Here is a 12918-nt window from a genome sequence, read left to right as displayed (position 1 = left end):
ATATTGGAAAATCTAAAAATTTAAGTTAGAAGCAAAAAAAAAACCATCACAAAAGTGATGGTTAATTTACGTTGAGCCGGCGGAGGGACTCGAACCCACGACCTGCTGATTACAAATCAGCTGCTCTAGCCAACTGAGCTACGCTGGCGACTCATTACGGGTGCAAATATAAGTCGGTTTTTCGTTTTTCCAAAATAAATTTGCACTTTTTTATACTTTTTTTTGCTTACAATTCGTTGATTTTAGCAATCAATTGATTAGCAGTTTGTTCCAATTCAACATTTATTTGTTTGAAGTGTGCTTTTTTATTCTCAACATTCTTAGCATTTACTTTTGTGATCAAAGTATCAAAAGCAGCGATAGCTTCATCGATCAAAGCATTCGTTTCCGGAGTAGGATTACCTGTTGTAGACATTTCAAATAAGTAAACTGCCTCAATAATATCTCCTAATACAAAATTGATATCTTTCTTTAAATTTTTAACGTTTGCCATTTTTATTTTAATTTTAATTTGCGTCTGCAAAAGTACATATAATCTTTTTATAACGTGCTATGAAATGTAAATTTCTAAAATTGAAGCTTTTCCAGTCAAAATAAATGCATTTATCTCAGCCGGAACCAAAACAGTATCTCCCTTTATATAGGATTGTTTGAAACCATTATATTCAATTTCAAAACTTCCTTCGATACACATATAAACTGTAAAAGTTTCTCCGGTTTTAGAAACTTCAACCTTATTTTCCAACGGAATAAAATTGGTTGTAAAATAAGGACAATCTACTACTACATTTGATGTATTCGTTTTTGTCTCATATTTCTTTTGTGTTTCTACCTTATTATAGTTTATCGCATCAAGTGCCAGATCTACGTGAAGTTCTCTTGTATTTCCTTGTGCATCTTTGCGATCAAAATCATACAGGCGGTACGTAATATCTGAAGTCTGTTGAATTTCTGCTACTACTAAACCAGCACCAATAGCATGAACTGTTCCTGTTTCTAAAAAGAAAACATCACCGGATTTTGCTTTTACATCATCTAAAATAGAAACTAATGTTTTGTCATTTAAATGTTTCAAATACTCTTCTTTACTTGAATTTTCTTTAAAACCAACAATTATTCTCGCATCAGCATCAGCCTGCATTACATACCACATTTCGGTTTTACCAAAAGAATTATGACGTTCTTTTGCTAATTTATCGTTTGGATGTACCTGAATTGAAAGATCTTCACGGGCATCCAGATATTTAAAAAGCAACGGAAATTGTTTTCCGAAGCGTTCATAAACTTTTGTTCCCAAAATTTCATTTGGAATTTCATCAATAAGCTCCATTAATGATTTTCCTTTTAAAATTCCATTAGCCACAACACTCACATCTCCTTCTACAGTAGATAATTCCCAGCTCTCACCGGTAATGTTTGAAGTAATAGGTTTATTAAGTATTGTTTTTAGTTTTTCTCCACCCCAGATTCTTTCTTTTAAAATTGGGGCAAATTGTAAAGGGTACGTTTTTGGATTCATAGTTTTTTTTGGCTAATATCTTTATTATTTTAATATTGAAGTAATACTATTTTTTTAATTTACAGTACTAATTCTTTAATTGTTTCAAGTGCTTTCGGAATATGTTTTGCGGCATTCATACTATCAAAAATCAGAATAACCACTCCATTCCTATCTATAATATACGTCACTCTACCCGGTAAAAGACCAAATAAATTATTATGAACCCCAAAAAGGTGTCTTAATTTTTTATCCTGATCTGATAATAGTATAAAAGGTAATTGATGTTTATTGGCAAATTTATGATGTGATTTTACACTGTCACTGCTTATTCCAATAACTTCAGCTCCAAGATCTTTAAAATCTTCATACTGATCTCTAAAACTACAGGCTTCGGTAGTACAGCCCGGTGTATTGTCTTTTGGGTAAAAATAAATCACGAGTGGCTTTCGACCCAAAACGCTTTGGCTTTCAAAAACTTCTCCGTGGCTATCCTTTGCAGTAAAATTTGGAACTATATCCCCTATTTTTAATGACATTTTATTGTTCTCCTTTATAAGTTACAAAATTGCGGTCTGTTTCATTCAAAACGATTTCTAAATCAAAATCGGGTTGAATTCTTTTTCTAATTTTATTCCATATCACAACGGCAATGTTTTCAGCTGTTGGATTCAAATCCTGAAATTCCGGAACATCCAGATTCAAATTTTTGTGATCAAACGGAATCTCTACTTCTTCAAGTATAATATCCGCTAATACTTTTACATCTAAAACAAAACCGGTTTCGGGGTCAATTTTCCCTGTAACACTTACTGTTAAACCATAATTATGACCATGAAAATTAGGATTATTACATTTTCCAAAAACAGCATTGTTCTTTTCTGATGTCCAATCTTTCCTATGCAATCGATGTGCAGCATTAAAATGTGCTTTTCTTGATATGGTTACTTTCATCTGGTTATTGGTTAGTATGTTTTAAATTGTATGATCTTCCAAATAATGATAAAATTCATCAAAAATTATTTTGAACCAAACAGTATAAATTTCGGGCTGTTTCTGAATATCGGTTTTTACATCTTCTATTTTCATCCATTTCCAGTCTTCAACCTCTTCATAGTTTATAGCCGGATTCTCATTATAATACCCAATCATTACGTGATCAAGTTCATGTTCTGTCAAGCCATTATCAAAAGGTGCTTTGTATATAAAGTGAAACAACTCTTTTAATTCAGTTCTAAAGCCCATTTCTTCAAATAATCTTCGGCTGCCGGCTTCTATATTTGACTCACCTTCACGTTGATGGCTACAACAGGTATTGGTCCAGAGTAAAGGGGAATGGTATTTTTGATGTGCCCGCTGCTGGAGCATGATTTCATTTTTACTATTTAAAATAAAAACTGAAAAAGCGCGATGTAAAAGAGCTTTTTCGTGTGCTTCTAATTTTGGCATTAAGCCAATTTGCTCATCATTTTGATTAACTAGTATTACGTTTTCTTCTGTCATAAGGCATATTGATATAACAAAAATACGAAAAAAGAAATGGCTTGAAAATCTCAGAAAATATTGTGAAAAGTTTAACGAGCAAAAAAAATACAATCTGTTAATTATCAAAACATTGAATATTGTTTATTTTACAAAAAGCCCTTACAAACAAGGTATAAAACTAAATACGTTTGTTTTACGTAAATAATAAAACGTTAAATCATACTTAAAAAAATCTCAATTGTAAAGTGCACGACATTTCGAAACAAACTCTCGCCGTACCTTTGAAATACAAAATTTAAAGCAACATGAAAATTATCACAACAAAAAAACAGCTTTTAAGCCTTTGCTTTTTAATTCCACTCTTTATTTTTCAGGCCTGTGGACAAAACACAAAAAAAACAAATACAAAAACGGTTATCATGGAAAATAAAATCAGTAAACCCGGAAATCCGTATTATTCGAATACCGACACTACAAAGCTAAATGTAACTGACGCCGAATGGAAAAAAGTTCTTCCCGAAGACGTTTATGCTGTAATGCGTCAGGCAGATACAGAAAGACCTTTTACAGGAAAATACTGGAATACGGATGAAAAGGGAACTTACTATTGTGCTTCATGCGGAAATAAACTTTTCAGATCCGGAGCAAAATTTGCCAGCAGCTGTGGATGGCCAAGTTTCTTTGAACAGGATAATAAAAAAAGTGTAATCTACAAAACTGACAACTCACTTGGAATGGAAAGAATCGAAGCACTTTGTGGAAGATGTGGTGGACATTTGGGACATTTATTTGATGATGGCCCTGCTCCTACCGGAAAACGTTATTGCATGAATTCGATCGCCCTTGATTTTATCCCGGATACTAAATAATCAATTATGAAAAATATATTTTTAATAGTCGTTTTTGCATTATCCCTGAACGGATTTGCCCAAAATAACAAAGTTAAAAAGACTTCAAATCTAGAAACCATTACACTTGGAGGAGGATGCTATTGGTGTGTTGAAGCAGTTTACGAAAATTTAAACGGAGTAAAATCTGTTGTTTCCGGATTTTCAGGAGGAAAAATTGCCAACCCAACATATGAGGAAGTTTGTACCGGAACAACCGGTCATGCTGAAGTTGTACAAATTACTTATGATAAAAATGTGACTGATATCAATGAAATTTTCAAAGTTTTCTTTACAGTTCACGATCCTACTACATTAAACAGACAAGGTGCCGACGTAGGTACTCAATATCGTTCTGTAATTTTTTATAAAAATGCGGAACAAAAAAAAGCTGCAGAAAATATTATAACGGAGCTTAACAGCGCAAAAGTTTATGACAGCCCAATTGTAACAAAAGTAGAACCATTTACAAAATTTTACAAAGCTGAGGATTATCATCAGAATTATTATTCAAACAACAAAAATCAGCCGTATTGCAAAATGGTAATTCAGCCCAAAATAGAAAAATTTGAAAAAGTTTTTAAAGACAAATTAAAAAAGAAATAATTATTAATTCAGTAGGTAACCGCTCATGAAAATGGGCGGTTTTTTATTCAAAAAAAATATTCTTTTTTTTGTAAATTGCATTTACTATAAAAATCAAAATCATCAACTAAATCAATCAAAAAATGAAGCATTTACTTCTATTTTTTTCATTCATAATTACTATTTTTCAAGTTCACGCTCAGGAAAATTTACCAACTGATTATCTTTCAAAAGAATTTCACAAAGGCCGTCGTGAAGCTTTCAGAACAATGATGCCGGCTAATTCTGTAGCCGTGATTTTCTCTTATCCGGAAAGAGTTTTTTCAAGAGATATCAATTATAATTTTCATCAGAATCCTGATTTATATTATTTAACTGGCTACAAAGAACCTGATGCCGTATTATTAATTTTTAAAGAAGCGCAGGGAACCGGTGAAACTTATAACGAAGTATTCTTTGTCAGAGAAAAAAATGCTGCCCGGGAAATCTGGACAGGAAGACGCCTGGGTATTGAAGGAAGCAAATCTAAATTGGGTATTTCTACCGTTTTCAACGGAAAAGATTTTAAGGATTTTGCGATCGATTTTAAAAAATTCGATAAAATAATTTACGATAAGATCCCAACTGACATCGAAAATAACGAAAGTGGTTTTGACTTATTTGGTTTACTCCAAACATTCAAAACTAAAGCCGGCATAACGATAGAAGACAAAGCTTCATTAAATAAATTTGCAGACATTACAAATTCGCTTAGAGAGATAAAAACTCCTGAAGAATTAGTTCTGATGCGTAAATCCGTTAAACTTTCATGCATTGCGCACAACGAAGTAATGAAAGCAGTTGGTCCGGATATGAGCGAAAATGAAGCTGATGGAATTCATGCTTACATTCACAGAAGATATGGTGCCGAAGGCGAAGGTTATCCTCCAATTGTGGGTGCCGGAGCAAATGGATGTATTTTACATTACGGAGAAAATAACAGCAGCAAAATTGACAATCAATTGTTATTAATGGATGTAGGATCGGAATATCATGGTTATTCTGCCGATGTTACCAGAACAATTCCGGCAAACGGAAAGTTTACCGAAGAACAAAAAGCCATTTACCAACTGGTTTATGACGCACAGGAAGCCATTTTTACAATCTGCAAAGAAGGAACTCCACTTGTCGATTTAAACAACAAAGCCAAAGAGGTTCTCACAAAAGGACTTTTAAAATTAGGAATTATTAAAGACCCTAATGATGTGAAAATCTATTATCCTCACGGATGTTCTCATTTTCTTGGTTTAGATGTACATGATAAAGGAATTTTCAAAGGTCCGCAGAGCTTATTAAAGGAGAATATGATTATCACTGTTGAACCAGGAATTTATATTCCGGCAAACAGTAATTGTGACAAAAAATGGTGGAATATTGGCGTTCGTATTGAAGATGATATTTTAATTAAAAAAGATTCATACGAAAACCTATCAGCTGATTCTCCTAGAAAATGGGACGAAATTGAAGCTCTTTCCAAGCAAAAAAGTACTTTTAATGAAATGAAATTTCCTAAAATATAATTTGATAAAACATATAAAGCAAAGCTTCGAAACTGAGTTAAAAGAGATTAACAAAATGTGTATTCAAAACTCACTAAACGAAAAAGTCTGTAACACCAAAGTGATACAGACTTTTTTTAAATATTTATTTTCGTTATTACTTATGTCGTTTTTGTATTAGTGGGAAACTTCTAATGTATAAAATTTCATATTTGCATATGCCCCAATTTCATCGCCCTGAAGATTACATCCAACGGTAAAATAGTTATCAAATGCATTCCATAATTTATAATCACCGCCAGAATACACTTTATCTTCACCATTAACACTAACCTCCATTTTTCCGTCAGTGATTTCAATTTGAAAAGTAAATTTATCAAAACCCACTTTGTTTTTAAAAGTATAGCCGTCATCATCAATCCAGGAATCTTCTTTTAGTACATCAACTCCGGTAATAGATGGATCTGCAAGCCTTTTTGATCTTAATTTCACATACCCATTGTCCCAAAAAACTTTTAATATTGATGGTGCGGTTTTATCTTTTGCACCTATTAAATTAACCTGGTCTTCTTTTAATCTGCCTCCAATCTGAACAAAAATAACCCGGGGATTAACATCATTCTTTTTAGAAATATCTCCCATTCTTACAACCGCTTTTAGTTTTGCACCACCTTTAAAAGTCCAGCCGGCATCACCACCAAATGAATTTTGCTCTTTTAAATCCGTTTTATTAAAAGATCTTTTAGATTTTATAGACGGATAAACATAGAACACTAATGACCTGTCAGTCAAGTCATTAAACATAAATTTCTGAATATCTAAATTCTCACTATAATCTAAAAGTTTTGGCGCTTTGTATGTTGTTACAGCTCCTTCCGGAATAGTTAGCTTCCATGGGGTCAAATCTATTTTTGGTACTTTTTGGGCATGAATTATAAAAGTAGCACTTGTAAATAATAATAAAAGATAAGTTCTAATTTTTTTCATTTTTGGTTAGTTTAGAATTAAAAATGTAAATAGTTGATTTTCAAGAACACCAATTTAAATGATGGCTAAAATAAATTTTAGCAATTCCATTTTAAAAAATACCATGGCATCATATGTAATCGATTGCATAAAATTAGCCTTTTTTTTAATTTCACTATATTTTTTTTGAATTTTTTTTAAATTAATAAAAAATACAGGCAAAAAACAACAATTGTAGCGGATTGTTGAAAAATAATTGAAAAATACCCAATAAAAACTTCAAACTTTAAATAACTTTTAAAGTTAATTTTATAATAAAAAACACTATTACAAAGTAATTACAGACAAAAAAACGATAAAGGACATTTTTTACCTTAAAAAAACTTATAATTAATAAAAATTCGATTAACAAATGAATATTTTCTCAAAAAATAGATAACAATAAACATTTATTACATAAATAAATCCATTCAAATAAGTGATGAACTTAATAATATATTACATCTTTTATCAATCTTCATTAATGTACCTTTTAGAAAATCAACTTATCCCAATTTATCGATTGGAATCTTTGTTAATTGTGATAATTCCAAAATTCTGTTTACATCTTTTTTATTTACTACAAAAAACAAATAATTATCACCTAGTGTATCATAAGTCATTAATTCAAGACCTCTTTTTTCTAAAGTCGATTGAATGTACGGAAACAAATCATGACTATACGTTTCTTCCGGATATGCAAAATTAAGATCTTCGCCAATCATTTCTGAGATGAAATATTCGGCATCTTCGGGATCAAACTTCCAATCACTGTTCCAACAATCTATACTTTCAAAAAAATCCCACTGACCCTGAATTATCTCATGATATTCTTTTGCTTCTTTTTTAAAATTCTTTAAAAGCTTTTTTGATTGTTTTTGAACCAATTTTTCCTCTACATTTCCTCTTGAAACCAAATTAATGAATTCTTCGAAAGTTCCCTGAGTAACCTCAATATCCTGAGGCAGCAAACCCTCTTGTGATGGCAATTGAGTGCCTTGAGGTAATTCTATTTTTAAATATTGGCAAATACCCTGCAAAACTCTTTCAAATTCCTTAAATCCAATTGTTTGAATCTCATTTTTAGGATTATTGATATCAATATATTCTGTATCTAAAATTGCTTTTGTATAATCCATAAAAAAATTATGGTTGTACAAAATTCTAAAATCATTAGTTTCTAAACTATTCGTACAACAAAAGAATATGACGAAATTATGCAAAACGTGTTTCAGGTACTTTTTCATTTCCGGAGTTGGCACCGTATAAAATTGAATATGTATATAATCGTATTCTAATTCTTCAAGCATTTGCTCTTGAGAAACAGGTCCTATATTAATCTTTTTATACAATTCATTCAAAACTTCGTAAGCATTTTTAAAACCTGCTTTTTTAATTTCATTCTGCGCTTCTTCATAATCAAATGAAGTTGGAAAAGAGTATAAACTCACAGAAACCTTATCGTGAATTCCTTTCATTTTAAATTCAAATCTATTCTCCTCATTATATAAATAAGTGTAAACAGCATCAATAACATCAAAAGATACAATGGATTTTGGGTCGTTATTTCTACCAAATAAATTAGAAAAGAAGTTTTTCATCCTGATATATTATTTTAAAGTTTTAGCAATCATTAAAGCACATTTTTCGCCATCAATCGCTGCAGAAATGATTCCACCCGCATAACCCGCACCTTCTCCGCAAGGATACAATCCTTTTATTTGCAAATGTTCATAAGTTACAGGATCTCTCGGAATTCTGACTGGAGATGAAGTTCTGCTTTCCGGGGCGTGCAAAATGGCTTCATTAGTCAAATAACCGCGCATTGATTTTCCAAATTCCTTAAAGCCTTCACGTAAAATCTGCGATAAAAATCCGGGAAAAACCTGTCCCATTTCTACTGAAGTTGTACCCGGAACATACGATGTTTTCGGAATATCTGATGAAACTTTATTTTGTGTAAAATCAACCATTCGCTGTGCTGGTACTTTTTGACTTTCTCCTGCCAAATGCCATGCTTTTTGTTCGATACTTTTTTGAAATTCCATTCCGGCCAAAGCTCCAAATTTTGCATAAGGTTTGAAATCTTCCAATTTCAATTCGATTACAATACCTGAATTTGCCGTTGCCTGATCTCTTTTTGATGGCGACCAGCCATTTGTAACCACTTCTCCCGGACTCGTTGCGCAAGGTGCAATCACTCCTCCCGGACACATACAAAATGAATACATTCCACGTCCGTTAACCTGTTTTACTATAGAATATGGTGCCGGTGGCAAATGTTCGCCACGATAATCACAGCTATACTGAATACTGTCTATTAATTCTTGTGAATGCTCAGCACGGACACCTAAAGCAAAAGGCTTGGCTTCGATAAAAATTTTCTTTCTGTCCAATAATTCAAAAATATCCCGGGCTGAATGTCCCGTCGCTAAAATCAATTTATTAGCCTGAATGGTGTCTCCGTTTTGGGTTACAATTCCTTTCACTTCATTATTTTTTACCAAAATATCAGTTACCCGGGTATCAAACAAAACCTGACCACCAAATTCGATGATTTTATTCCGAATGTCTTCAATGATTTTAGGTAATTTATTTGTCCCGATATGCGGATGTGCTTCAACCAAAATATCCTCAGAAGCACCAAAAGCCACCAAAAGTTCTAAAATTCTGGTTACATCACCGCGTTTTTTAGATCGTGTATATAGTTTACCATCAGAATAGGTTCCTGCCCCTCCTTCACCAAAACAATAATTAGAGTCTTCATTAACCAAATGGTCAACGTTTATTGCTTTTAAATCACGACGGCGACCACGGACATCTTTTCCGCGTTCGATTACAATTGGCTTTAAACCTAATTCAATTAACTGTAATGCAGCAAAAAGTCCTGCCGGCCCTGCTCCCACTACAATTACTTCCTGCGCTTTAGAAACATCTTTATACACAGGTAGCTCGATTTTAGTTTCCTGAAAAGGCTCTCCTTGTAAATGTATGATTACTTTCAAATTGATTTTTATCGCTTTTTGACGTGCATCAATTGATCGTTTTAAAATAGAAACATGCTGAATTTCTTTTGGAGAAACTTTTATTTGTTTAGACAAATAGTCTTTAAGCAGCAATTCATTGGCAGCAATTTCCGGTGTTACCTGAAGTAAAAGTTCTCTTGGCATTGTATCTTATTTATTCTATTAGCTTTTCTATTTATGAAAAGAACATGCAAAAATAACATTTTGAAATGAAATTATATCAATTGCAACTTTTATCTGATTAAGTCAAGATGCAGCAAAGGTTCTCGACTCCACTCGAACTGACAATAGGATAACTTCAAAGCATAAATTTCAAAATAGACTTTGTACCTTTGTTACTCTGAACCTTTGCACCTTAAAAACAATGTCTAGAAAAATAAAACTAATTTGGGATTTTCGCGGTCCTGCTTCGGCAAAAACAGCTGAACATCATGAAATTCATTTGAAAGAATATATTGCCATAGAAAAACTTCCACTAAATATTACGGGTTTTAAAATCATAAACGACATGCATACCATTGCTTTTATGGTCGTCACCGATGAAAATATGATTCAGGTAAGAGATGCTTTGAAACCGCATCGTGGGGAAGTTTATACTGAGGAGTAATTTAGTCTCCGTTTTCAGTCTCAGTAAAAAACTGTAAACTAGAAACTGAGACTGTAAACTTTCTTTAATTCGCAACTTCGCTGATAAATTTTATTCGCATTAGGCGTAATTCATCAATATCATATTCACCATCGAATTCTTTAAGGGCATCTTCGATTTTATCAGATTCTGATTCCATGAAATAATCATGAATTTCTTCCTGCTGATCATCATCAAGCATATCATCAACCCAATATTTAATATTAAGTTTTGTACCGGAATACACAATTTGCTCCATTTCTTTAATCAAAGTATCCATAGTCAGACCTTTTGCAGAAGCAATATCGTTCAATGATAATTTTCGATCTATATTCTGAATAATATACAATTTATTGGCTGAGTTTACTCCGGTAGATTTCACCACTAAATCATCTGGACGAATGATATCATTATCCTCTACATAGCGATTAATTAAGGCTACAAAATCGCCACCATATTTCTTGGCTTTTCCTTCTCCAACTCCGTGAATATTATATAATTCCGTTAAAGTAACAGGATATTTTAAAGCCATATCTTCAAGAGAGGGATCCTGAAAAACAACAAATGGAGGAACTCCCAGTTTTTTAGCTACTTTTTTACGAAGTTCACGTAGCATTGTCATCAAAACTTCGTCTGCGGTTCCTGATGATTTTGCTGCAGTAACAATGGCATCATCTTCTGCTTCATTATATTCATGATCTTCAGACATCATAAACGAAATCGGTTTTTTTATAAAGTCCAATCCGCTTTGGGTAATTTTCACTACACCATAGGTTTCAATATCTTTAGACAAATAACCTGCAACCAGGACTTGTCTAAGCAATGCCATCCAGTATTTTTCGTCATGATCAGATCCTGAACCAAAAAACGACTGTGTATCTGTTTTATGTGCTTTAATTACTGCATTAATACGACCAATTAATGTAAACACAATTTCTTTTGATTTATAAATATGCTTAGTATCGCGAACAATCTCCAACAATTTAACGACTTGATCTTGTGCTTCGATTCGGGTTTTAGGATTACGGACATTATCATCCATATCCGCACCTTCGCCATTTTCACTATCAAATTCTTCACCAAAATAATGCAACAGGAATTTTCTTCGAGACATTGAAGTTTCGGCATAAGCCACCACTTCCTGCAATAAAGCAAAACCAATTTCCTGCTCTGCAACCGGCTTACCTGACATGAATTTTTCTAATTTTTCAACATCTTTATAGGAGTAGTATGCCAGACAATGTCCTTCTCCTCCATCGCGGCCAGCACGACCGGTTTCCTGATAATAACTTTCGAGTGATTTTGGAATATCGTGATGAATTACAAATCTAACGTCCGGTTTATCAATTCCCATTCCGAAAGCAATTGTAGCTACCACCACATCAACATCTTCCATCAAAAACATATCCTGATGCTTAGCCCGTGTTTTGGCATCTAAACCTGCATGATAAGGAACGGCACTAATTCCATTTACTTGTAAAACCTCCGCAATCGTTTCTACTTTTTTTCGGCTTAAACAATAAATAATGCCTGATTTACCTTTGTGTTGTTTGATAAACCGAATAATATCAGACTCTATATTTTTGGTTTTAGTACGAACTTCGTAGTATAAATTAGGTCTGTTAAATGATGCTTTGAAAGTATTTGCATCAGACATATCCAAATTTTTAAGGATATCTTCCTGAACTTTTGGAGTAGCAGTGGCCGTAAGACCAATGATAGGAACACTGCCCAACTGCTTAATTATATTTTTTAAATTTCTGTATTCAGGTCTAAAATCATGTCCCCATTCAGAGATACAATGGGCTTCATCAATTGCTACAAATGAAATGGGTACACTTTGCAAAAAAGCCACATATTCTTCTTTCGTCAAAGATTCCGGGGCTACATATAAAAGTTTGGTTAAACCAGAAGTAATATCTTTTTTTACCTGAGCAATTTCAGTTTTTGTAAGGGAAGAATTCAGTACATGGGCAATTCCATTTTCAGAAGAAAGACTTCGAATAGCATCAACCTGATTTTTCATTAAAGCAATTAAAGGCGAAACAACGATAGCAGTTCCGTCCTGAATTAAAGCGGGCAATTGATAACAAAGAGATTTCCCTCCACCAGTAGGCATAATTACGAAAGTATTTTTTTTATTTAAAATACTTGTAATGACTTGCTCCTGCAAACCCTTAAATTGGCTAAAGCCGAAATACTTCTTTAATTCCTTATGTATTTCAATTTCGTTTGAATTCATTCTTTATATTAATGGTATTTTGTATAA

13 protein-coding genes and 1 tRNA gene are annotated in these 12918 nt (G+C 32.9%); 4 read left to right on the top strand and 10 right to left on the bottom strand.

Annotation, left to right across the window (positions count from 1 at the left end):
- Positions 1-74: 74 nt before the first annotated feature.
- From PMI10_RS01815 to idi, 6 genes are all read right to left on the bottom strand, one after another.
- Positions 75-148 (bottom strand) — tRNA-Thr (locus tag PMI10_RS01815).
- Positions 149-226: 78 nt separating this feature from the next.
- On the bottom strand, positions 227-493 hold the full coding sequence (locus tag PMI10_RS01810; RefSeq protein ID WP_007803866.1) for a hypothetical protein: 267 nt from the start codon (positions 491-493) through the stop codon (positions 227-229).
- 57 nt (positions 494-550) lie between these two features.
- Positions 551-1519 (bottom strand): type I phosphomannose isomerase catalytic subunit, encoded by a 969-nt coding sequence (locus tag PMI10_RS01805; protein ID WP_007803864.1) that lies wholly within the window; start codon positions 1517-1519, stop codon positions 551-553.
- A 59-nt stretch (positions 1520-1578) separates the two neighbouring features.
- Entirely contained in the window at positions 1579-2037 is a 459-nt protein-coding gene (locus PMI10_RS01800) for a peroxiredoxin (protein ID WP_007803862.1), read from the bottom strand.
- Between the two features lies 1 nt (position 2038).
- Entirely contained in the window at positions 2039-2452 is a 414-nt protein-coding gene (locus tag PMI10_RS01795) for a 6-carboxytetrahydropterin synthase (protein ID WP_007803859.1), read from the bottom strand.
- Positions 2453-2473: 21 nt separating this feature from the next.
- Positions 2474-3001, bottom strand: coding sequence for an isopentenyl-diphosphate Delta-isomerase (idi, locus tag PMI10_RS01790; protein ID WP_007803857.1), 528 nt, complete (start codon positions 2999-3001; stop codon positions 2474-2476).
- A gap of 287 nt (positions 3002-3288) precedes the next feature.
- Here idi and msrB point away from each other — a divergent pair, with 287 nt between their 5' ends.
- The 3 genes from msrB (at position 3289) to PMI10_RS01775 (ending at position 6014) form a co-directional block, all read left to right on the top strand.
- On the top strand, positions 3289-3852 hold the full coding sequence (gene msrB, locus PMI10_RS01785; RefSeq protein WP_007803854.1) for a peptide-methionine (R)-S-oxide reductase MsrB: 564 nt from the start codon (positions 3289-3291) through the stop codon (positions 3850-3852).
- 6 nt (positions 3853-3858) lie between these two features.
- On the top strand, positions 3859-4476 hold the full coding sequence (msrA, locus tag PMI10_RS01780) for a peptide-methionine (S)-S-oxide reductase MsrA (protein WP_007803853.1): 618 nt from the start codon (positions 3859-3861) through the stop codon (positions 4474-4476).
- A gap of 122 nt (positions 4477-4598) precedes the next feature.
- A complete protein-coding gene (locus PMI10_RS01775; RefSeq protein WP_007803851.1) occupies positions 4599-6014 on the top strand; it encodes an aminopeptidase P N-terminal domain-containing protein in 1416 nt (471 codons plus the stop codon).
- A 156-nt stretch (positions 6015-6170) separates the two neighbouring features.
- Here the strand turns inward: PMI10_RS01775 and PMI10_RS01770 are convergent, their stop codons facing one another.
- The 3 genes from PMI10_RS01770 to PMI10_RS01760 form a co-directional block, all read right to left on the bottom strand.
- Positions 6171-6980: a polysaccharide lyase family 7 protein gene (locus PMI10_RS01770; protein ID WP_007803849.1), complete on the bottom strand. Its 810-nt coding sequence runs from the start codon at positions 6978-6980 to the stop codon at positions 6171-6173.
- 524 nt (positions 6981-7504) lie between these two features.
- Positions 7505-8599: a DUF6630 family protein gene (locus tag PMI10_RS01765; protein WP_007803847.1), complete on the bottom strand. Its 1095-nt coding sequence runs from the start codon at positions 8597-8599 to the stop codon at positions 7505-7507.
- Between the two features lie 9 nt (positions 8600-8608).
- A complete protein-coding gene (locus PMI10_RS01760) occupies positions 8609-10168 on the bottom strand; it encodes an NAD(P)/FAD-dependent oxidoreductase (RefSeq protein WP_007803845.1) in 1560 nt (519 codons plus the stop codon).
- Between the two features lie 220 nt (positions 10169-10388).
- Here PMI10_RS01760 and PMI10_RS01755 point away from each other — a divergent pair, with 220 nt between their 5' ends.
- Positions 10389-10631 carry a hypothetical protein gene (locus PMI10_RS01755; RefSeq protein ID WP_007803843.1) on the top strand — a complete coding sequence of 81 codons (243 nt, stop codon included), beginning with the start codon at positions 10389-10391 and terminating at the stop codon, positions 10629-10631.
- A 64-nt stretch (positions 10632-10695) separates the two neighbouring features.
- On the opposite strand, the gene recQ is transcribed toward PMI10_RS01755, so the two are convergent.
- Positions 10696-12891 (bottom strand): DNA helicase RecQ, encoded by a 2196-nt coding sequence (gene recQ / locus PMI10_RS01750; protein WP_007803841.1) that lies wholly within the window; start codon positions 12889-12891, stop codon positions 10696-10698.
- Positions 12892-12918: the final 27 nt, after the last annotated feature.

The organism is Flavobacterium sp. CF136 (assembly GCF_000282055.1).
Taxonomy (GTDB): Bacteria; Bacteroidota; Bacteroidia; order Flavobacteriales; family Flavobacteriaceae; genus Flavobacterium.
This window is presented reverse-complemented; position numbering and strand designations above follow the sequence as displayed.